The organism is Enterobacter sp. JH25, assembly GCF_021725435.1.
GTDB lineage: Bacteria > Pseudomonadota > Gammaproteobacteria > Enterobacterales > Enterobacteriaceae > Enterobacter > Enterobacter intestinihominis.
On sequence record NZ_CP091319.1, the window covers coordinates 37,250 to 57,219 of the forward strand.

At 57.9% G+C, this 19,970-nt stretch carries 18 protein-coding genes; 6 read left to right on the forward strand and 12 right to left on the reverse strand.

Going from position 1 to position 19,970, the window contains the following annotated elements; translation table 11 throughout:
• Nucleotides 1–71 precede the first annotated feature (71 nt).
• From uhpT to nepI, 4 genes are all read left to right on the forward strand, one after another.
• Nucleotides 72–1,463: a hexose-6-phosphate:phosphate antiporter gene (gene uhpT / locus L2Y28_RS00195; RefSeq protein WP_022646558.1), complete on the forward strand. Its 1,392-nt coding sequence runs from the start codon at nucleotides 72–74 to the stop codon at nucleotides 1,461–1,463.
• A 161-nt stretch (nucleotides 1,464–1,624) separates the two neighbouring features.
• Nucleotides 1,625–2,629: an alpha/beta fold hydrolase gene (locus L2Y28_RS00200; protein WP_022646559.1), complete on the forward strand. Its 1,005-nt coding sequence runs from the start codon at nucleotides 1,625–1,627 to the stop codon at nucleotides 2,627–2,629.
• Nucleotides 2,630–2,780: 151 nt separating this feature from the next.
• On the forward strand, nucleotides 2,781–3,233 hold the full coding sequence (locus L2Y28_RS00205; RefSeq protein WP_014830062.1) for a DUF1198 domain-containing protein: 453 nt from the start codon (nucleotides 2,781–2,783) through the stop codon (nucleotides 3,231–3,233).
• 100 nt (nucleotides 3,234–3,333) lie between these two features.
• Nucleotides 3,334–4,524 (forward strand): purine ribonucleoside efflux pump NepI, encoded by a 1,191-nt coding sequence (gene nepI / locus L2Y28_RS00210; RefSeq protein WP_022646560.1) that lies wholly within the window; start codon nucleotides 3,334–3,336, stop codon nucleotides 4,522–4,524.
• Nucleotides 4,525–4,752: 228 nt separating this feature from the next.
• Here nepI and L2Y28_RS00215 read toward each other — a convergent pair whose 3' ends face one another.
• The 6 genes from L2Y28_RS00215 to L2Y28_RS00240 form a co-directional block, all read right to left on the reverse strand.
• Entirely contained in the window at nucleotides 4,753–5,658 is a 906-nt protein-coding gene (locus tag L2Y28_RS00215) for an EamA family transporter (RefSeq protein WP_022646561.1), read from the reverse strand.
• A 147-nt stretch (nucleotides 5,659–5,805) separates the two neighbouring features.
• On the reverse strand, nucleotides 5,806–7,185 hold the full coding sequence (locus tag L2Y28_RS00220) for a carbohydrate porin (protein WP_022646562.1): 1,380 nt from the start codon (nucleotides 7,183–7,185) through the stop codon (nucleotides 5,806–5,808).
• 138 nt (nucleotides 7,186–7,323) lie between these two features.
• A complete protein-coding gene (locus L2Y28_RS00225) occupies nucleotides 7,324–7,626 on the reverse strand; it encodes a PTS lactose/cellobiose transporter subunit IIA (RefSeq protein WP_014168006.1) in 303 nt (100 codons plus the stop codon).
• Between the two features lie 5 nt (nucleotides 7,627–7,631).
• Nucleotides 7,632–9,008, reverse strand: a complete 1,377-nt coding sequence (locus L2Y28_RS00230; protein ID WP_022646564.1) for a glycoside hydrolase family 1 protein — start codon at nucleotides 9,006–9,008, stop codon at nucleotides 7,632–7,634.
• A 17-nt stretch (nucleotides 9,009–9,025) separates the two neighbouring features.
• Nucleotides 9,026–10,351, reverse strand: coding sequence for a PTS sugar transporter subunit IIC (locus L2Y28_RS00235; RefSeq protein WP_022646565.1), 1,326 nt, complete (start codon nucleotides 10,349–10,351; stop codon nucleotides 9,026–9,028).
• Nucleotides 10,352–10,362: 11 nt separating this feature from the next.
• Complete coding sequence (locus tag L2Y28_RS00240) at nucleotides 10,363–10,677, reverse strand: PTS sugar transporter subunit IIB (RefSeq protein ID WP_003861034.1); 315 nt, start codon at nucleotides 10,675–10,677, stop codon at nucleotides 10,363–10,365.
• A gap of 293 nt (nucleotides 10,678–10,970) precedes the next feature.
• Between L2Y28_RS00240 and L2Y28_RS00245 the strand changes: the two genes are divergently transcribed.
• Nucleotides 10,971–11,921 carry a LacI family DNA-binding transcriptional regulator gene (locus L2Y28_RS00245; protein ID WP_022646566.1) on the forward strand — a complete coding sequence of 317 codons (951 nt, stop codon included), beginning with the start codon at nucleotides 10,971–10,973 and terminating at the stop codon, nucleotides 11,919–11,921.
• A 50-nt stretch (nucleotides 11,922–11,971) separates the two neighbouring features.
• Here the strand turns inward: L2Y28_RS00245 and L2Y28_RS00250 are convergent, their stop codons facing one another.
• The 5 genes from L2Y28_RS00250 to L2Y28_RS00270 form a co-directional block, all read right to left on the reverse strand.
• Nucleotides 11,972–12,268 (reverse strand): YicS family protein, encoded by a 297-nt coding sequence (locus L2Y28_RS00250; RefSeq protein ID WP_022646567.1) that lies wholly within the window; start codon nucleotides 12,266–12,268, stop codon nucleotides 11,972–11,974.
• Nucleotides 12,269–12,388: 120 nt separating this feature from the next.
• On the reverse strand, nucleotides 12,389–13,753 hold the full coding sequence (locus L2Y28_RS00255) for an efflux transporter outer membrane subunit (protein WP_022646568.1): 1,365 nt from the start codon (nucleotides 13,751–13,753) through the stop codon (nucleotides 12,389–12,391).
• Nucleotides 13,753–16,863: an efflux RND transporter permease subunit gene (locus L2Y28_RS00260; protein ID WP_022646569.1), complete on the reverse strand. Its 3,111-nt coding sequence runs from the start codon at nucleotides 16,861–16,863 to the stop codon at nucleotides 13,753–13,755. The genes L2Y28_RS00255 and L2Y28_RS00260 overlap by 1 nt, the downstream gene beginning before the upstream one ends.
• Nucleotides 16,863–17,984 carry an efflux RND transporter periplasmic adaptor subunit gene (locus L2Y28_RS00265; protein ID WP_017383665.1) on the reverse strand — a complete coding sequence of 374 codons (1,122 nt, stop codon included), beginning with the start codon at nucleotides 17,982–17,984 and terminating at the stop codon, nucleotides 16,863–16,865. Before L2Y28_RS00265 ends, L2Y28_RS00260 begins: the two co-directional genes overlap by 1 nt.
• A 147-nt stretch (nucleotides 17,985–18,131) precedes the next feature.
• Nucleotides 18,132–18,701: a TetR/AcrR family transcriptional regulator gene (locus L2Y28_RS00270; protein WP_022646570.1), complete on the reverse strand. Its 570-nt coding sequence runs from the start codon at nucleotides 18,699–18,701 to the stop codon at nucleotides 18,132–18,134.
• A 185-nt stretch (nucleotides 18,702–18,886) separates the two neighbouring features.
• On the opposite strand from L2Y28_RS00270, the gene L2Y28_RS00275 reads away from it, so the two are divergent.
• Nucleotides 18,887–19,306 carry a GNAT family N-acetyltransferase gene (locus L2Y28_RS00275; RefSeq protein WP_022646571.1) on the forward strand — a complete coding sequence of 140 codons (420 nt, stop codon included), beginning with the start codon at nucleotides 18,887–18,889 and terminating at the stop codon, nucleotides 19,304–19,306.
• On the opposite strand, the gene L2Y28_RS00280 is transcribed toward L2Y28_RS00275, so the two are convergent.
• Nucleotides 19,303–19,950, reverse strand: a complete 648-nt coding sequence (locus tag L2Y28_RS00280) for a TetR/AcrR family transcriptional regulator (RefSeq protein WP_032622106.1) — start codon at nucleotides 19,948–19,950, stop codon at nucleotides 19,303–19,305. The genes L2Y28_RS00275 and L2Y28_RS00280 overlap by 4 nt on opposite strands.
• Nucleotides 19,951–19,970 lie beyond the last annotated feature (20 nt).

Below are 19,970 nucleotides of genomic sequence, written 5' to 3' on the forward strand. Positions count from 1 at the left end.
ACGCTGTCTCAGGCATCTCTCCTGGCTGGTTTTTACAATGCTGCAAAAATCAGCTCAGGAGTAACTCAGTCATGCTGGCCTTCTTAAATCAGGTGCGCAAGCCGACCCTGGATCTGCCGCTCGATGTGCGGCGCAAAATGTGGTTCAAACCGTTCATGCAGTCCTATCTGGTGGTCTTCATCGGCTACCTGACTATGTACCTGATCCGCAAAAACTTTAACATCGCGCAGAACGACATGATCTCGACCTACGGGCTGAGCATGACGCAGTTGGGGATGATTGGCCTGGGCTTCTCCATCACCTATGGCGTGGGGAAAACCGTCGTTTCCTACTATGCGGACGGCAAAAACACCAAGCAGTTCCTGCCGTTTATGCTGATCCTCTCTGCCATCTGTATGCTCGGCTTCAGCGCCAGCATGGGCGCGGGCTCCGTCAGCCTGTTCCTGATGATCGCCTTTTACGCCCTGAGCGGTTTCTTCCAGAGCACCGGCGGGTCGTGCAGCTACTCCACCATCACCAAATGGACGCCGCGCCGCAAGCGGGGGTCGTACCTCGGCATGTGGAACATCTCCCACAACCTCGGCGGAGCGGGTGCGGCTGGCGTGGCGCTGTTCGGCGCGAACTACCTGTTCGACGGTCACGTCATCGGCATGTTTATCTTCCCGTCGATTATTGCCCTGATTGTTGGCTTTATCGGCCTGCGCTACGGCAGCGATTCCCCGGAATCGTACGGCCTCGGCAAAGCCGAAGAGCTGTTCGGGGAAGAGATCAGCGAAGAGGACAAAGAGACCGAAGAAAACGAGATGTCCAAATGGCAGATCTTTGTTGAGTACGTGCTGAAAAACAAAGTGATTTGGCTGCTCTGTTTCTCGAACATCTTCCTGTACGTGGTGCGCATTGGTATCGACCAGTGGTCCACCGTGTATGCCTTCCAGGAGCTGAAGCTTTCTAAAGAAGTGGCGATTCAGGGCTTCACCCTGTTTGAAGTGGGCGCGCTGGTCGGCACGCTGCTGTGGGGATGGCTCTCCGACCTCGCCAATGGCCGCCGCGCGCTGGTGGCCTGCGTCGCGCTGGCGCTGATTATCGCCACCCTTGGCGTCTACCAGCACGCCAGCAACCAGTACATTTACCTGGCGTCCCTGTTCGCGCTCGGCTTCCTGGTGTTTGGTCCGCAATTACTGATCGGTGTGGCGGCAGTGGGCTTCGTCCCGAAAAAAGCGATCGGCGCCGCCGATGGGATTAAGGGCACCTTCGCCTACCTGATCGGCGACAGCTTCGCCAAGCTGGGTCTGGGGATGATCGCCGACGGCACGCCGATTTTCGGCCTTACCGGCTGGGCGGGCACCTTCGCCGCGCTGGATGCCGCCGCGATTGGCTGTATCGTCCTGATGGCGATGGTTGCGGTGCTGGAAGAGCGTAAGATCCGCCGTGAGAATCGTGCGCAGAAATTAAAAGCAGCCTGAGTGTGCAGGTAACTTCTTTGCCCGGTGTGTGATGCCGGGCTTTTTTATTTTGCACGGCCTACCTTTACTCCGCTTTACACACTCGCTCCTCTCTATGCTCTACAGTGTTTTTGCTGCCGCCTTTCGTGCAGCCTTAGCCCTTTTGCTAACGGAGAGCTTGCATGTTAACCCGACGATTGTCCTGCCTTGCGCTGCTGATGGCGCTGGCGTCCCCCGCAATGGCCGCGGATGCCCCCACCTACGGCGAGAAGCTGGAAGGTTTTGACTACGGCTGGCCGGTAAAACACTTTACCTTTACCTCGCAGAACCAGCCTCTGGATATGGCTTATCTGGACGTGAAACCGGAAAAACCCAACGGCCGCACCGTGGTGCTGATGCACGGCAAAAACTTCTGTGCTGGCACCTGGGACGGCACTATCCGCGCGCTGTCGGCCGGTGGGTATCGCGTGATCGCCCCTGACCAGATTGGTTTTTGTAAATCCACCAAGCCGGAGCATTACCAGTACACCTTCCAGCAGCTGGCGGATAACACCCACGCGCTGCTGAAAACACTGGGCGTCGAGCGCGTGACGGTTATAGGACATTCGACCGGCGGCATGCTGGCAACCCGCTATGCGTTGATGTGGCCGCAGCAGGTGGAGCAGCTGGTGATGGTAAACCCGATTGGTCTGGAAGACTGGAAATCGCGCGGCGTGCCGCATATTACGGTCGACCAGTGGTACCAGCGCGAGCTGAAAGTTAGCGCCGACGGTATTCGTCAGTACGAGAAAAACACCTACTACGCCGGGGAGTGGAAACCGGAGTACGAGCGCTGGGTCACTATGCTCGCCGGGCTGAACAACGGGCCGGGCAAAGCGCGCGTGGCGTGGAACTCGGCGCTGCTCTACGACATGATTTATACCCAGCCGGTTGTCTATGAATTTAGCGAGCTGAAGATGCCGGTATTATTGATGATCGGTACGAAGGACAATACCGCCATCGGGAAAGATCTCGCCCCACCGGAGATCCGCAAGACGCTCGGCAATTACGCGGTGCTGGGCAAAGAGACGGCGAAGCGCATTCCGCACGCGACGCTGGTCGAGTTTAACGACATGGGCCACGCGCCGCAGATGCAGGATCCTGAACGTTTCCACGACGCGCTGCTGAAAGGGCTTCAGGCGCGCTGACGGGTCTCCAGCAACAGCCCGCGCAGCCACGCCTGCGCGGGATTGCTTTCATCGCAATTATCCAGCTTTTTTCGGTTCACTATTCTGGCCGTTCCCGCTGTTGACGCGCTGCGTTTCCCGCTATGATGGGCGGCTAGTCTAAGGAGAACGCATGGTCTGGATAATGCTGGCAACGCTTGCCGTGGTATTTGTGGTTGGATTTCGTGTCCTGACCTCAGACTCCCGCCGCGCCATCAAACGTTTAAGCGAGCGGCTGGGCATCACCCCGATGCCAGTCGAGTCGATGATCGATCAGTTCGGTAAAACGCCGGGCAATGAGTTTATCCGCTACCTTGAGCGCCCCGACGAGGCACATCTGCAAAATGCGGCGCAGGTGCTGCTCATCTGGCAGGTCTGCATTGTCGACGGCAGTGAAGAGAATCTGCATACCTGGCACCGTATGCTGCGTAAAGCCCGCCTTGCCGCACCCATTACCGATGCGCAAATTCGACTGGCACTTGGCTTTATGCGCGAAATGGAGCCCGATCCGCAGGAGCTGAACGCCTTCCAGCTGCGCTATAACCAGCTATTTCTGCCGGAAGAAGGTGTGTTTTATCTGCACTAATCCCCTCTAAAACCACAAAAGTTGTCAAATCGTTAAATCCGTCACACTTTTGATGATAAACTGCGCGACTTTTCCGCACGTTTTTATCTCAGGTGATGCCATGACAGAACATATCCAGCCCACGACTCCACCGCAGGCCAAAGAGGTGTCTCGCCCCAACTGGTCGGCGGTTTTCTCCGTGGCATTTTGCGTCGCCTGCCTGATCACCGTTGAGTTTCTGCCGGTCAGCCTGCTGACGCCGATGGCGCAGGATCTGGGCATTTCCGAAGGCGTGGCGGGGCAGTCCGTTACCGTCACCGCCTTTGTGGCGATGTTCGCCAGCCTGTTTATCACCCAGGCGATTGGCACCATTGACCGTCGTAAAGTGGTCATTCTGTTCAGCGTGCTGCTGACGCTCTCCTGCCTGCTGGTCTCTTTCGCTGAAAGCTTCACCCTGCTGCTGCTGGGTCGCGCCTGCCTGGGGCTGGGGTTAGGCGGCTTCTGGGCGATGTCGGCCTCGCTGACCATGCGCCTGGTGCCCGCGCGCACCGTGCCAAAAGCGCTGTCCGTTATCTTCGGCGCGGTCTCTATTGCGCTGGTGATTGCCGCGCCGCTGGGCAGCTTCCTTGGTGGGATTATCGGCTGGCGTAACGTCTTTAACGCGGCGGCAGTGATGGGCGTGCTGTGCATTATCTGGGTGTGGAAAGCGCTACCGTCTCTGCCGGGTGAAGCGGCGCACCACAAACAGAACATGTTCGCGCTGCTCAAGCGTCCGGGCGTGCTGGCGGGGATGACCGCCATCTTCATGGCCTTTGCCGGGCAGTTTGCCTTCTTTACCTATATTCGCCCGGTGTATATGACCATGGCGGGCTTTGACGTGGATGGCCTGACGCTGGTGCTGCTGAGCTTCGGTATCGCCAGCTTCGTCGGCACCTCACTGTCGTCTCAGTTCCTGAAGCGCTCCCTGAAGGTGGCGCTGGCGGGTGCGCCGCTGGTGCTGGCGATCAGTGCCGCGGTGCTGGTGCTGTGGGGCAGCGACAAGTGGGTCGCATCGGCGATTGCGATTGTCTGGGGCTTTGCCTATGCGCTGGTGCCGGTGGGCTGGTCGACGTGGATCACCCGCTCGCTTGCCGATCAGGCGGAAAAAGCCGGGTCGATTCAGGTGGCGGTGATCCAGCTGGCGAACACCTGCGGCGCGGCGGTGGGCGGCGTAGCGCTCGACCATCTGGGGCTGACGTCACCGCTGGTGATCTCCGGTACGCTGATGCTGCTGACCGCGCTGCTGGTGGCGGGGAAGGTTAAGGCGAAGTAAGTCAATTCTCCCCTCACCCTAACCCTCTCCCCGCAGGGGAGAGGGGACTGCTCGGTGCTGTCTTTTCACTCTCGCCCCTTTGGGGAGAGGGCCGGGGAGAGGGGACTGCTCGGTGCTGTCTTTTCACTCTCGCCCCTTTGGGGAGAGGGCCGGGGAGAGGGGACTGCTCGGTGCTGTCTTTTCACCCTCGCCCCTTTGGGGAGAGGGCCGGGGTGAGGGGACATTCGCTTACGCCGATGCCTTAACCCTTCTGCGTGAATCCATCGAAATCAGCACCACCGACGACACAATCAGCAGCGTTCCCAGCCAGTCCGGCAGGGTGAATGCCACCCCCAGCAAAACCACCGACAGCAGCGCGCTGCTCAGGGGTTCGGCGCAGCTCAAAATGCTTGCCTTCGGCCCGCCGATCATCTGCGCGCCCTTCAGATACAGGCTGAACGTCAGCGCGGTGCCAATCACCACCAGGTAGAAAAACGCCAGCAGCAGGCCGCCGTCAATGGCGAAGGTGGTGCCGCGTCCGGCGTAGAACGGCGTCAGCATTAGTCCCGCAATCAACATACTCCAGCCGACAATCGGCAGCGTGCCGTAGCGGGCGATAAGCGTTGATGGATAGGTGGTGTAAAACGCCGCGGCAAACGCCGAGGCGATACCGAAGAACAGTGCGGCAGGCGAGATGGAGAGCGACGTCGGATCGCCGTGGGTCACCAGCAGGAAGGTACCCACAAGCGATGTAAAAATCGCGGATAAGACAAATATGCCGGGACGCTTCTTCCGCGCCAGGGCGAACCACGCCACGATGATGGTTGGCGACAGGAACTGAAGCACGGTGGCCGTAGCGGCGTTGGATTTTTCAATCGTCAGCAGGAAGGTGAGCTGCACGGTGAGCGCGCCAACCAGCGAGAAAAACAGCAGGCTGAGGGCGTCCTTGCGGTTTTTGATGACCGAGAAAATCTTGTCGCCGTGAACGAAGGAGAGCGTCAGCAGGATCACGCCGGTAAACAGCAGACGAACCATGGTCAGGTAAGGCGAAGAAATGTGGCTTTTCTCCATGATGTACTGCGCGCAAACCCCGGAACTGCCCCATAAAACGGCGGCGATCAGGACGTTGAGCATCCCTTTGCGTGTGGAACCCATGTTCTCCCCTGTTATGTTGTCGTTAATTGGCCAACAGCATAGCATGGTTGTGTGCGGCCTGATGCCCTCACCCCTGCCCTCTCCCACGGGGAGAGGGGGAAAACCGTAGGCCGGGTAAGCGTAGCGCCACCCGGCATGTTGTTGACCTTAGAACCACGCCTCCCACATCGCGCCGACGTTGAAGTCGTCCAGCGTCTCATCTTTGGTGTTGTTCACGCGCGCGGTGCGTTCGTTGTCCACTTTGCCGCCGGTCACGTAGAAGCGCAGCATCGGACGGAACTCCGGCCCCATGGCGATAGACATGTTCTGCGACAGGGTCAGCTTCCAGCCCTTGTTGTCACCGCCGTTGTCGTAATCTACGTGCTGCCAGCCCGCTTCCAGCCAGGTGGAGTGAACGTCGTTCCACCAGTGCATCGGGCGCACGATGGCGTTGTAGTTCTTACGGTTGTCGGTGTCATCACGGCTGTTGTCATAGTCGTGGAAGGCGAGGATGTACTCCACCTGCGTGGCCTGGGTGAATTTATACAGCCCTTCGAAGCTGGCGTAGACCGTGGTCAGATCTTCGGTTTTGTTGAACACGCTGTTGTCCGAATTATCGGAGTAGCGGGCGATCACCTTGTTCACGCCGCTGTCGTTGGTGTGGCTCAGCACCACGCCGCCCTGCCAGGCGTTCAGACGCTCGTCGCTCTCAACGGCTTTGGAGTCAAAACCGTAGTTGGCGTACAGCTCCAGGTCGATCGGGCCGAGCTTCATGCCGTGGATTTTTGAGGTGGCAGCGTAGTTGCCCTTGTCACCCGTGCCGGAGCCGCCGGTACAGGTGATGCGCGACGGGTTGGCTTCATCTTCCATCACTTCCGGGCTACATGATTCCACCGCCGCCACGGCAGCCACGTCGAACTGCACGCCGCCGATGTCGAAGTTCTTCACCCCGGCGCCCTGGCCATCGTGGTTCATCCAGAAGTAATCGTTGATGCCCTGCTGCGGACGCTGGTGGAAGTCACGACCGGCCCAGAAGTAGGCGTTCGGGTTGGAGGCCATAATGTTGGTCACCCCGGCGTAAGCTTTTTTGAGGTTAACTTCGTCGCCCCAGTGGTCGATCATCACGTTGATGTCCCAGATGGCGCCGTTATCACCCTTGAAGGCCTTGGAGAGCTGGAATTCCCCGCCGTTGCCTTCGTTACCCAGACGACCAATCGCGGACGCGCCGTTGTAGGAGCCGTCCACCGCCACATACTTCTGGTCAGCGGCCTGGAAGTGCGCGCCGTAGCGGGCGTAGCCGGTAAATTTGATGCCAAACGGAATCGCCATGTCCGGGGATTGCGCTGCGCTCTGCGGCTCGGTGATGACGTCCGCTTTTTTCGCGACCGCCGCATCCATTTTCGCCTGACGCTCGGCCAGGGCTTTATCCACCGCTTTCGCCACAATGGCGTCGATTTGCTCCTGCGTAAATTCTTGCGCGAGCACGGAAATTGGACAAAGCGCGGCGATAACCGCCATGGTTAATGGAAGTTTTTTAATCGTATTCATGGTTATCTCAATATAGTTTAATTTTATTCAGACAATAACCATCCCGCTCCGATCTGACAGAATATGTCGCTATCATCAGAACAAGTGGATTTCTAGTTTTAGGTACAGAGGTATTACATTAATTTATTTCGCCATAGACTATCTCTGATATAAATGAATAATCTCTTCAGATAATTCACGCGCTAATAGCGAATTCATTAAATGATCCTGCGCGTGCACCATAATTAAGGTCATCGGCTGGCGGGCTTCGCCCGCGTCCTGCTCGATCAGTTTGGTCTGCATCTTGTGTGCCTGGCGCGCGTAGCCATCGGCTTCACGCAGCAGGCTTTTGGCTTCGTCAAGGTTGCCCTGGCGCGCCGCATGCAGCGCTTCGAAGCACAGGCTGCGGGACTGACCGGCGTTGACGATAATTTCCATTACGGCTTCTTCTAATGCGATCATCATTTTTACTCTTTATCAAAGCAATTATTTAAGGCGGTAGCGGCAAACCACTCTCCGCTTTTTTTAATGGTGCGCTGCTGCGTCTCCAAATCGAGCTGAATAAAACCGTAGCGGTTTTTATAGGCATTGCACCACGACCAGTTATCAATAAACGTCCACATATGGTAGCCAAGGCAATTGCAGCCTTCGCTAATACCTTTATGCAGCCACGCTAAATGCTCAGAAATAAATTCGATGCGGTACCGATCGTTTATCTGACCGTTTTCAATAAAGCGCTGCTCGTTTTCGACACCCATCCCGTTTTCAGAAATAAAACAGCGGGGGTTACCGTAATTGTCGCGCAGGTTAACCAGAATATCGTAAATACCCGGCTCGTAGATTTCCCAGCCGCGGTACGGGTTCATCTTACGGCCCGGCATCTCGTAGCTATCAAAGAACCACTCCGGCATAAACGGCGCCTGCGGGTTCACCGCGCTGTCGCGACACTTCACGCGGCGCGGTTGATAGTAGTTAACGCCGAGCAGGTCGATTTTCCCTTCCGCAATCAGGAAACCGTCTTCCGGCTTGCAGGCGGGTAGCTGATCGTAAGATTTCAGCAATGCCACCAGGTCGGCCGGATACTCCCCGCGCAGCACGGGGTCGAGGAAGCTGCGGTTAAACATCAGATCCGCGATATGCGCCGCCTTCACGTCCGCCGGGTTCTGCGAACGCGGGTATGACGGCGTCAGGTTCAGCACGATGCCGATCTCCCCCGCGTAATGCCCGGCGCGGTAAGCCTGAACGGCCTTCGCATGGGCCAGCACCGTGTGATACGCCACGGTCGCCGCCCGACGAAAATCCACCACGTTCGGGTAATGGAAATCGTACAGATAACCGCCTTCCACCGGCACGATCGGCTCGTTGAAGGTAAACCAGTGCAGCACGCGGTCGCCAAACAGCTCGAAGCAGATCTGCGCATAGCGGGCGTAGGCGTCCACTACGTCACGGTTTTCCCAGCCGCCTATCTCCTGCATCGCCATCGGCATGTCGAAATGGAACAGGGTGATAAACGGCGTGATGCCCTGTTCATTCAGCTCATCAATGACCTGATTATAAAAATCGACCGCGTCCGGGTTCACTTCACCGATACCGTCGGGGATCAGGCGCGCCCAGCTAATCGAGGTGCGAAAGCTGTTGTGGTTCAGCTGCTTCAACAGCTGAATGTCCGTTTTCCAGTGCTGATAAAACGTGGAGGTGTGCTGCGGTCCCACGCCGTTGTGAAAACGGTTCGGCTCGCGGGAAAACCAGTAGTCCCACGTGGTTTCACCCTCTCGTGTCCCTTCCGTCTGGAGAGCGGAGCTTGCGCTGCCCCACCAGAAGTTATCGGGAAATGCGTATTTCATGACCCTTCCTCTTTGACTTAATTGCTAACTGTTTCAGCGGTGCCGACGGTTGCCTGGGCTTTCTGCTCTTCATTTTTGATGAGCGTACGCTCATAGGCGCGCAGGAATGGCAGGTACATCAGCGCCGACATCACCATGCAGACCAGGCACATCACCACCGGGCTCAGCGCCCAGTTCGCCGCCCACGAGGCGCCAATCGGCGCGGGCGTGGTCCACGGGGTTAACGAAACCACCTGGGCCAGCCAGCCGAGTTTGGTTGCGCCGTACGCCAGGCAGGCATTGACCAGCGGAACAAACACGAACGGGATAAACAGCATCGGGTTCATGATGATCGGCGCGCCGAACAGAATCGGTTCGTTGATGTTAAAGAAGCTTGGCACAACGCCCATTTTGCCGATGGTGCGCAGGTGAGTGGCGCGGCTGCGCAGCAGCAGGAACGCCAGCGGCAGGGTCGAGCCTACGCCGCCAATCAGCAGGTAGTGATCCCAGAAACCTTGCAGATAAACGTGCGGCAGCGCCGCGCCCGCCGCCAGCGCCGCCTGGTTTGCAGAGAGGTTCGCCATCCAGAACGGGTTCATGATGCCGGTGACAATCAGCGACCCGTGGATACCGGCAAACCAGAAGATCTGGCACAGCAGAACGGAGAGCAGAATCGCGGGCAGCGAGTCAGACGCAGACACCAGCGGCTCCAGCAGGTGCATAATCGCCTGCGGGATGATCATCCCGGTCTGCGCTTCAATGAACAGGTTCAGCGGATGTAGGGTACCAATCACCACCATCACCGGGATCAGGATCTCAAACGAACGCGCCACGCCGGTCGGCACCTCTTTCGGCAGGCGGATGGTGACGTTGTTCTGCTTTAGCCACGCGTATACACGGGTGGAGTAGATCGCGGTGATAAGCGCAGTGAAGATGCCCTGACCCGACAGATACTGCGTCGAAATTTTGCCGTCGGCATACGGCGCGGCGACCAGCAGGAAGGCCATAAAGGCCAGCAGACCGGACATCACCGGATCGAGGTTAAACTGACGTCCCAGGCTCGCCCCAATCCCCACCGAGATGAAGAAGGTCATCACGCCCATGCTGAGGTTAAAGGGCAGCATCAGCTGTTCGCGGTAGGTCTCGGAGAAATCCAGCCAGCCGCGGGCGAAGCTGTTGGTGGTATCCGCCGAAAACGGCGGGAAGATAAACACCAGCATAAACGAGCCGATGATCATAAACGGCAGCGCGGCGGTAAAGCCGTCGCGGATGGCAATCACATACTTTTGCTGACCGAGCTTCGCGGCCAGCGGCGTAATTGACTGTTCAATCACCGCGACCATGGATTGATATAACGAACTCATGTGAACACCTTTTAGTGTGCCGCTTCGATGAGCGACAGAGCATAGTCCAGTACTTTATCGCCACGCTGCATGCCGTAATCCATCATGTCGATGGGCTGCACCGGTATGCCTTGCGTCGCTGCCTTGTCTGAGAGTGTCTTTAACATGTATTTCACTTGCGGTCCGAGAAGCACCACCTGATAGTGCGGAAACTGCGTATCAAATTCGGATACGCCATACGCATCTATCTTCACGGGCAAGCCCCGTTCTTTTGCAACATCGATCATTTTGCTGACCAGCAGGCTGGTGGACATCCCGGCAGAGCAGCACAGCATAATCTTGAACATCGACGACCATCCTCAAAATGTAAAAAGTTATTGCGATGATGATTGGACATGATACGGAAACCGGTTTCCATTCATAAAAGACAGAAGTGTGACAACCATCAATATCCACTACTTATGACGCTAATTAACCGGATGTGGGTCACATAATTTGGCTGTTTTGACATCAAATTGAGTGGAAACGGAAAATCGGTTTCCATGGAAAACGGAAACGGATATACTCCGTTCTGGCTATAATGTGAGCCGTAGCGGTGATGGAAATTACAGACGCCAGTTGCGTCTGACAGGGGAGAGAGATGTCTACAATCAACGATGTATCGCGTCTGGCCGGGGTGTCCAAAGCCACGGTATCACGGGTGTTGAGCGGGTCGCGTGGCGTTAAAGAAGCCAGCCGACAGGCTGTTCTGAGAGCGGTGGATGAGCTGAACTATCGTCCGAACGTGATCGCCCAGTCGCTGCTCAGCCAGTCGACGGGCTGCATTGGGGTGATTTGCGCGCAGGAGAACATTAACCAGACCACCGGTTACCTGTACGCGCTGGAAAAACACCTCAGCCAGCATCAAAAACATCTGCTGCTGCGTTTCGCACACACGAAAACAGAAGTGATGAACGCCCTTGAAGAACTCTCCTGCGGCTTATGTGATGACATTCTGGTGATTGGCGCGCGTTTCCCGCTGGACGTGGACATGGACAACGTCATTCTGGTCGACTGTATGGAAGCCGATAACGCCAACAGCATTCAGTTCGATCACGCGTTCGCGGCTGAAACGGCCTGCAACTATCTCACCAGCCAGGGGCGTCGCCAGATAGCACTGATCCACCCGCACGGCAGCGGCTTTGCCGATCAGGTGCTGCTGGGTTACAAACATGCGCTGGAGAAAAACTTCCTGCCCTTTAATCGCAACCTCGTGTTTATGGACGCGACTTCATCGTCCGTTGCGCTTCAGGAATTACTCAACAACGCGTCCACGCTGAATTTCAACGCGCTGCTGGTGGCAGACGAGCAGGAAGCCCAGCGGGTGATCCCGCAGTTACAGGCGTTTAATAAATCGGTACCGGAAGACATCATGGTCTTCAGCCTCGGCGGTTCGCTGCATCTCCCGGGTATTCCGGTGATCCCGGCCATTGAGTATTCCATGGACGCCATGGCGGCGCGCATCGTGAGCTGGCTGACGGCGAAAACGCAGATGCTCGGGTCCTACGTTCTGCGTGGGGATTTGATTATTCCGGATGTGCGGAAGCGTTAAACATGTGATGTAGGCCGGGTAAGGCGCAGCCGCCACCCGGCGCTCAACCCTCAGTAATCTTCCATACAATCCACCTGACTTACTGCATCCCAGTAGGCGTCCAGGTTGTCACGCTTCACGGCGGTGATGGCATTTTTGATCAGCAGCTGATTGGCCTCAGACGACAAAATCATCGCCTGCCAGGCCTTATCGCTCTGCTTTTTCTGCGGGGTACAGGTTTTCTTCACATCTTTCAGGACCTGCTGTTTTATCTGGGCCTCTTTCTCCGGAGCGCTCTTCTCCAGCGCGTGAACAAACGCAGCGAAAATCAGGCAAACGAGCAGGCAAACCAGGTGTGCAGATTTCATTGAGACCTCCGGTAAAGTCACAGGCTTTCTCTGAAATGTATCGTTACATTCAGGCAGGCGATTCCAGCCGAAAGTATGAATTTACTTTTCACCTGGTATGAGAATCGCCCTCTCAGGCCGTTACTGAACCCCTCCACCCAGCGATTGCCACAGCGTGATGCGGTTTTCCAGGTCGGTTTGCTGCAAGGCAATCAGTGATTCCTGTGCCGACCACAGCGACCGCTGCGCGGTGAGCACCGTCAGATAATCGCCCGCGCCAGCCTTGTAACTGCGCGTCGCCACATCCAGCGTTTTTTGCTCCGCCGCCACGTATTCACGCTGGGCATCAAGCTGTTCGCTCAACGTTTCGCGCCGCGCCAGCGCGTCGGCCACGTCCTTAAACGCGCTCTGGATGGTTTTCTCATAGGTCGCAATTAACCCTTTTTTCTCCGCTTCCGCATAGCGCAGCTGCGCCATATTGTTGCCCCCGCTAAACAGCGGCAGGGTGATGGACGGCGCGAACGACCAGACCTTCATGCCGTGGCTGAACAGGGATGACAGCGAATCGCTGCCGACGCCCGCGCTGGCGGTCAGTGAAATGGTCGGGAAGAAGTTGGCGCGTGCCGCGCCGATGTTGGCGTTAGCGCTCAGCAGGTTATGTTCCGCCTCCTGAATGTCCGGGCGACGCAGCAGCGCGCTGGAGCTGACGCCCGCCGGGATCAACGTGATGGCGTTATCGCTCAGGCTCTCCAGCGTGCCGGGCAGCAGGTTCTCGGGCACCGTATCGCCCGCCAGCAGGTTAAGGGCGTTTTTGTCCTGCATCACCAGCGTCTGGTAGCTCGCCACGCTGGCGCGCGCCTGCTGGTAAACCGCCATCGCTTCACTGACGTCCGTGGCCGCTGCCACACCTACTTCCTGCTGACGTTTGACGATTTTGAGCGAGTTCGCGGCGCTCTCCAGGGTGGATTTCGCCAGCGCCAGATTGCTGTTATCCGCCGCCAGCGTCACCCAGGCCGTGGTCAGCTCGCTGACCATCGTCAGGCGCGTATTCTGCGCGGTGAACTCGCTGGCAAGCCAGGTTTCACGCGCGGCGCGCGACAGGCTCTGGTTGCGGCCAAACAGATCCAGTTCGAAGCTGGAGACCGTGCCGTTGGCTTCGTCGCTCGTCGCGACGCCGCTCGCCAGCGTGCGGCTGCGGGTGTGGCTCAGTTCCGCGTCCACCGTCGGGAACAGGGACGAGCGCGTTTCGCCATACTGGGCACGGGCGGCGTCGATATCCGCAATCGCTTTTTGCACGTCGCGGTTGCTGTTGAGCGCCATCGTCACCACGCTTTTCAGCCGCGCATCATTCATCACCTGCTGCCACTGGCTCACCACGGCGCTGGCTTCGCCGTGCGCGCCGGGCAGTGTGGCCGGAACGGGCGCGTCCGGGCGCTGATACGTGGGATCTAATGACACACAGCCTGCGCTCAGCAGTGCTAACGCTAAAACAGTTACACGAAACATTATGACCTCCGGTTTGCGTGCTTACCGGAGAACAGACGTTTCACCAGTACAAAGAATAAAGGAACAAAGAAGATAGCCAGCAGCGTCGCGGCCAGCGTCCCGCCGATAATGCCGGTGCCGATCGCCACGCGGCTGTTGGCCCCCGCGCCGGTGGCAATCGCCAGCGGCGTCACGCCTGCGATAAACGCCAGCGAGGTCATGATGATCGGACGCAGACGCGTCTGGGCGGCCCGCAGGGCGGCGCGCGTCAGTGAGTAGCCTTCGGCCACTTTGGCTTCGGCAAACTCGACAATCAGAATGGCGTTCTTCGACGACAGACCGATGGTGGTCAGCAGCGCCACCTGGAAATAGACATCGTTGCTCAGGCCGCGCAGGGAGGCGGCAATGGCCGCGCCCAGCACCCCAAGCGGGATCACGAGGATCACCGAAATGGGCACCGACCAGCTCTCATACAGTGCCGCCAGGCACAGGAACACCACGAGGATGGAGAGGGCATAAAGGCTCATCGCCTGACCGCTCGCCAGTTTTTCCTGCAACGACAAACCGCTCCACGCCCAGGTGCTGCCGGACGGCAGGTTATTCGCCAGCTGCTCCATTTTGCTCATCGCCGTACCGGAGCTGGCGCCGCTGGCGTTCTCGCCCTGAATTTCATACGCCGCCGAGCCGTTGTAGCGCACCAGGCTTTCTGGGCCATACTCCCAGCGGGTAGTGGCGAAGGCGGAGAATGGGGTCATAGTGCTGTCGCTGCCGCGCACATACCATTTGTTGAGATCCGACGGTACCGCGCGATAGTCGCTGTCGCCCTGGATGTAGACCTTTTTCACGCGGCCACGGTCAATGAAGTCGTTCACGTAGGTGCCGCCCCAGGCGCTGGACAGGGTGTCGGTGACGTCGCTCAGGGAGAGCCCCAGCGACACGGCTTTGTTGTTATCGATATCCACCTGAAGCTGCGGCATCTGCGGCAGATCGTTGGCGCGCACGGCGTGCAGCGAGCTGTCCTGATTCGCTTCGCCAATCAGCTGGTTACGCAGTTTCAGCAGCGCGTCGCGGTCGGTGCCGCCGCTCGCCATCAGCTCAAAGGTAAAGCCGTTGCTCTGGCCCAGACCGTCCACTGCCGGCGGTGTCATCGCAAAGATGGTGGCATCGCGGATGGCGCTCAGCTCCTGCGTGGCGCGCAGGGCAATGGCCTGCGCGGTGTTTTCCTCGCCTTTACGCTCTGACCAGTTTTTCAGGGAGACGAACGCCATCCCGGCGTTCTGGCCGCTGCCGCTGAAGCTGAAGCCTTCAACGGTAAAGATCACGTCGGTATTGGCTTTCTCTTTGGTGAGGAACCACTCGCGTACCTGGCGGCTTACCTCTGCGGTACGCACCGCGGTTGCGCCGGCAGGGAGGGTGTACTGCACCATGATTTCTCCCTGGTCTTCGGTTGGCAGGAAGCTGCCCGGCAGTTTCAGCATGGCGAACCCCATCGCGCCGCAGAGCAGGGCGAAGATCACCAGCATGCCGCCGGAACGGCGCAGGGCGCGCAGAACCTTATTCTGATAGCCGTGCTCGGTCTTACTGTAGAAGCGGTTAAACGCGCCGAAGAAGCCCTTTTTGTGCGGAGCGGTGTGATTCAGGATCGAGCCGCACAGCGCGGGCGTCAGGGTCAGCGCCACCACTACGGAGAGGAACATCGCCGAAATAATGGTGACCGAGAACTGACGGTAAATGACCCCGGTAGAGCCGCCGAAGAAGGCCATCGGCAGGAATACCGCAGAGAGCACCAGCGCAATGGCGATCAGCGCGCCGGAAATTTCGCCCATCGATTTTTCGGTCGCTTCCCGGGCGGGCAGCCCTTCGTCGCGCATAATACGCTCGACGTTTTCCACCACCACGATGGCGTCATCCACCAAAAGTCCTATCGCCAGCACCATGGCAAACAGCGTCAGGGTGTTGATGGAGTAACCGAACAGCGCCAGCACGCCGAAGGTGCCCAGCAGCACCACCGGCACCGCCAGCGCCGGGATCAGCGTCGCGCGGATGTTTTGCAGGAACAGGTACATCACCACCACCACGAGGATAATGGCTTCGAACAGGGTCTGAATCACGTCCTCAACGGAGATCTTGATGAACTCGGTGCTGTCTTTCGGGTAGGCCACGTCGTAGCCTTCCGGCATCGACTTTTTGAACTCGGCGATCTTGTCTTTTACCGCCGTGGCGGTGTTAAGCGCGTTGGCGCCCGGCGAGAGCATCACCGCCATACCCGCCGCCGGGTGGCCGTTCAGCTTCGCGGTGGCGGTGTAATCTTCGCTGCCCATCTCCACGCGCGCGACGTCGCTGATGCGCACCACCGCACCGTTGGACTCGCTCTTGACGATGATTTTTTTGAACTCATCGACCGTTTGCAGACGCGACTGAGCGCGAACGGTGGCGGTCAGCTGTTGGGCGTTCGACGAGGGCAGCGCGCCGATTTTACCGGCGGAGACCTGCACGTTCTGCGCTTCAATCGCGCTCTGCACGTCGGAGGGCATCAGCGAGTACGACGCCAGCTTAGCCGGGTCGAGCCAGATGCGCATCGCGTATTCTGCACCGAACACCTGCAGGCTGCCGACGCCATCCACGCGCGCCAGCGGATCCTGCATATTACTCACCAGCCAGTCGGCAATATCCGAGCTGCTGGCGGTATCGGTTTTGTCATACACGCCCATGATCAGCAGGAAGTTGCTCTGGGATTTTTCGACGGTGATCCCGGACTGCTGAACCTCGGTCGGCAGGCGTGATTCCGCCTGCTGGACTTTGTTCTGCACCTGTACCTGAGCGGTGTCCGGATCGGTTCCCTGTTCAAACGTGACGTTAATGCTCACCGACCCTTCCGAGCTGCTGGTGGAGGTGAAGTAGAGCAGGTTATCCAGCTCGGTGAGCTGCTGCTCGATCACCTGCGTCACGCTGTTCTCCAGCGTTTGTGCGGAGGCGCCAGTGTAGGTGGCGGAGATTTTGATCGACGGCGGGGCAACGTCCGGGTACTGCGCAACGGGCAGCGTGCGGATCGCCAGTATCCCGGCGAGCATGATGAGAATGGCGATAACCCAGGCAAAGACCGGGCGACGCACGAAGAAACGGGAAAACATCAGGCGTTTCCTCCGTTGGTTTTCATCTCTTCAGCTTTCACTTCCTGCCCGGCGGTGACTTTATCGGTGCCTTCCACAATCAGCTTATCGCCAGCCTTCAAACCGCTCAGCACCAGCCATTTGTCGCCGTAGGTGTCACCCGTCTCCAGCTGACGCTGTTCGACCTTGTTGCTGGCGTTCACCACCAGCGCGGTGGCGGTGCCTTTGGCGTCGCGAGTGATGCCCTGCTGCGGGGCGAGGATCGCGTCATTCATGATGCCTTCATCCACTCTGGCGCGGACGAACATGCCCGGCAGAAGCTGATGCTGCGGGTTCGGGAAGACGGCGCGCAGGGTAACTGAGCCGGTAGACTCATCCACCGCCACTTCGGTCAGCGCCAGGCGGCCTTTTTCGCTGTAGCTGCTGCCGTCTTCGAGAATCAACGACACGTTCAGCGTATCGCTGTTGCTGGCGAGGGTTTGCTTGCGTAAACGCAGCAGATCGGCGCTGGAACGGGTTAAATCGACGTACATACTGTCCAGCCCGCGAATGGTGGCCAGCGCGGTATCCTGCTGGGCGGTCACCAGCGCGCCGGGGGTCACAGAGGAGATGCCGATACGTCCGGCAATCGGCGCGGTGACGGTGGTCCAGTTGAGGTTAATGCGGGCGCTTTCCAGCGCGGCTTTCTTTGACTCGACGCTGGCCTTGTCCTGCGCGCAGGTGGACTTCGCGTCTTCCGCATCCTGACGTGATACGCCGTCATCCTTAACCAGCTGCGCATAGCGCCGGGCTTTCTGGCAGTCGGCCTGCACCAGCGCCTGCGCCTGTTTCAGTGCGGCGGCAGCTTCATCATAAGCGGCGCGGTAGCTGGAAGGATCGATCTGATACAGCGCCTGCCCGGCCTTGACCGTATCGCCTTCGGTGAAGAGCCGTTTCTGAATAATGCCGCCCACCTGAGGGCGCACTTCGGCGCTCATCGCGGCGGCGGTGCGGCCGGTCAGCTCGCTGACCACGGACACCGGCTGGCTCATGAGTGTGACAATCCCCACTTCCGGAAGAGGACGCTGGGGAGCAGATGTTTGCGCATTATCGCACCCTGTCAGGAGGAGTAATGCTGCGATGGAGGTTGTTATGGTTTTCATAATCTTTTTCCAGGGTGAACGAAGCCTGCCCTGTTAATCGCTTAACAGGGAGGAGGGCTAATTAAAAGCACAGCGATCCCGCATCTCTGGCAGAGCCAGAAATGAAAAAAGGGAAATTACTTATTTCCGCTAATTATTCACATGCGATTACTTCGCAGAGAAAAGCATATTTAAAATATTCTGGTAAATGGGCTCTAATTGTTCTGACGGTACTTTTAAAGGCGTGAGTCGACGGTAAATCGTGCCTTCGATCATCACGGCGGTAATCTCCACGCAGCAGCGAATATGCTCATCGCTCAGGTGGGGGAACTGCTTTTTCAGGTGCTCACAGGCGTTAGCGAACATGCGGGCTTCGGCTTCGATCAGCATGTTTGCCACCAGCGGATTGCGCGTGGCCTCTGCGGACATTTCGAGCATTAGCGCGTCATCATCTTCGTTAAGCGTCTGGCGCCAGGCAAGCGCCTGCGGCATCCCTTCAACCAGGGTTTTGCCCTGCATCTCCTCAATACGTGAGTCGATAATGCGCCGGATCATCTCTTCAATGATCGCGTCTTTGTTACTGAAATAGCGATAGATTTGTCCGACGCTGAGCCTGGCTTCGCTGGCGATCTGCGACATGCTGGCAGCGTGAAATCCACTGGCGCGAAAGCAGCGGCGCGCGGCGGTGATGATTTCGTCCTGCCGTAGTTTTTGTCGTTCTTCCAGCTTTGTGCTCATCGTCGGCTACCGTAAAAAGTGAGAATGATCGTTCTCATTATACGTTTTCGGAGCCTATTGGAAAGGTTTTTTTTATTTACATATTGAATGAATATTTCCTTGTTTAAACAATGGAGGAAATAAGGAGTTTTTATGAAGGTTAAGCTGTGAGATATTCAGATTGCGCTGAAAATAAGGAGAGATTTATGCACCTGAGCATTACAGATAAAGTCACGGCTGAAGAAAAAGAAGAATTATTAACGGGGCTAAGAGCCTATAACGCGCAGTATTTAGATCTGGCGACGTTTAGTGGCGATATTGGCGTATATGTGCGGGACGACAACGGCGTCATGCTGGGCGGGTTAATCGGCGTACGTAAAGGCGACTGGCTGAATATCGACTTTCTGTGGGTCAGCGACAGGGTGAGGGGAACGGGCGTCGGCAGCCAGCTGATCAAAACGGCTGAAGAGGAGGCCCGTCGTAAAGGGTGTCGTCACGCGCTGGTGGATACGGTCAGCTTCCAGGCGCGTCCGTTCTATGAAAAACAGGGTTATCAGGTGCAGATGTCCTTGCAGGATTACCCTTATCAGGGAATGCAGAGACACTATCTGACCAGGGATCTTTAACCACCGATCCCGTTGCCGATCACGGCTAACACGTGGCGCACAACGATCTCCGGCGAGAGGGCATTAAGCCTCTCGTCATTGCGCATGCGAGAGAACGGCACCAGCACCAGGCTCAGCAGCGTCGTGAACAGCAGTTCGGGGGCCAGCGCCGGATTCAGCTTTCCTTCCTGCTGCCAGCCTTTGATGGTTGCCAGCGTGGTGTGATATTTCTCATCGCCAAAGCGCTCCTGCAAATGCGTACGCAGTACCGGCATCTCGCCGATCACCTCCTGCATCCACAGCGGGGCAAACCAGCGATACTTTTCCGCCAGTTCGGCCAGCACCCTGACCATTTCCGTCAGGGCATCCACCGGCGAATCCCGGTTGTCGGCGAAAATTGCCCCGATCCGCTCACGTAACGGCAGGAAGCGCTCCTCAATCATCGCATCCAGCAACTGTTCTCTGGAGTTGAAGTAGTAGTGCAGCATGGCGGGCGTCACGCCGGCTTCGCGGGCAATAGCGTTCAACGACGTATTGGCGATCCCCTGGCGGGAGAAGAGGTTCAGGGCGATGTCCAGCAGCTGTTCGCGGCTGGCGGTAACGCGCTTGCCGCCGCGCGGACGTCCGGGGCGGCGGGGTTCAGAATTGTCTTTTAGTGCTGGCACGGTCACGCTGTCTCTTGATC

Coding starts and splice junctions, on each gene's coding strand:
- L2Y28_RS00230 (WP_022646564.1), bottom strand. CDS start 9,008: ATGAAATACGCATTTCCCGATAACTTCTGGTGGGGCAGCGCAAGCTCC.
- nepI (WP_022646560.1), top strand. CDS start 3,334: ATGACAGAACATATCCAGCCCACGACTCCACCGCAGGCCAAAGAGGTG.
- L2Y28_RS00265 (WP_017383665.1), bottom strand. CDS start 17,984: ATGAAAACCATAACAACCTCCATCGCAGCATTACTCCTCCTGACAGGG.
- L2Y28_RS00235 (WP_022646565.1), bottom strand. CDS start 10,351: ATGAGTTCGTTATATCAATCCATGGTCGCGGTGATTGAACAGTCAATT.
- L2Y28_RS00215 (WP_022646561.1), bottom strand. CDS start 5,658: ATGGGTTCCACACGCAAAGGGATGCTCAACGTCCTGATCGCCGCCGTT.
- L2Y28_RS00270 (WP_022646570.1), bottom strand. CDS start 18,701: ATGAGCACAAAGCTGGAAGAACGACAAAAACTACGGCAGGACGAAATC.
- L2Y28_RS00250 (WP_022646567.1), bottom strand. CDS start 12,268: ATGAAATCTGCACACCTGGTTTGCCTGCTCGTTTGCCTGATTTTCGCT.
- L2Y28_RS00220 (WP_022646562.1), bottom strand. CDS start 7,185: ATGAATACGATTAAAAAACTTCCATTAACCATGGCGGTTATCGCCGCG.
- uhpT (WP_022646558.1), top strand. CDS start 72: ATGCTGGCCTTCTTAAATCAGGTGCGCAAGCCGACCCTGGATCTGCCG.
- L2Y28_RS00260 (WP_022646569.1), bottom strand. CDS start 16,863: ATGTTTTCCCGTTTCTTCGTGCGTCGCCCGGTCTTTGCCTGGGTTATC.
- L2Y28_RS00240 (WP_003861034.1), bottom strand. CDS start 10,677: ATGTTCAAGATTATGCTGTGCTGCTCTGCCGGGATGTCCACCAGCCTG.
- L2Y28_RS00245 (WP_022646566.1), top strand. CDS start 10,971: ATGTCTACAATCAACGATGTATCGCGTCTGGCCGGGGTGTCCAAAGCC.
- L2Y28_RS00275 (WP_022646571.1), top strand. CDS start 18,887: ATGCACCTGAGCATTACAGATAAAGTCACGGCTGAAGAAAAAGAAGAA.
- L2Y28_RS00200 (WP_022646559.1), top strand. CDS start 1,625: ATGTTAACCCGACGATTGTCCTGCCTTGCGCTGCTGATGGCGCTGGCG.
- L2Y28_RS00255 (WP_022646568.1), bottom strand. CDS start 13,753: ATGTTTCGTGTAACTGTTTTAGCGTTAGCACTGCTGAGCGCAGGCTGT.
- L2Y28_RS00205 (WP_014830062.1), top strand. CDS start 2,781: ATGGTCTGGATAATGCTGGCAACGCTTGCCGTGGTATTTGTGGTTGGA.
- L2Y28_RS00225 (WP_014168006.1), bottom strand. CDS start 7,626: ATGATCGCATTAGAAGAAGCCGTAATGGAAATTATCGTCAACGCCGGT.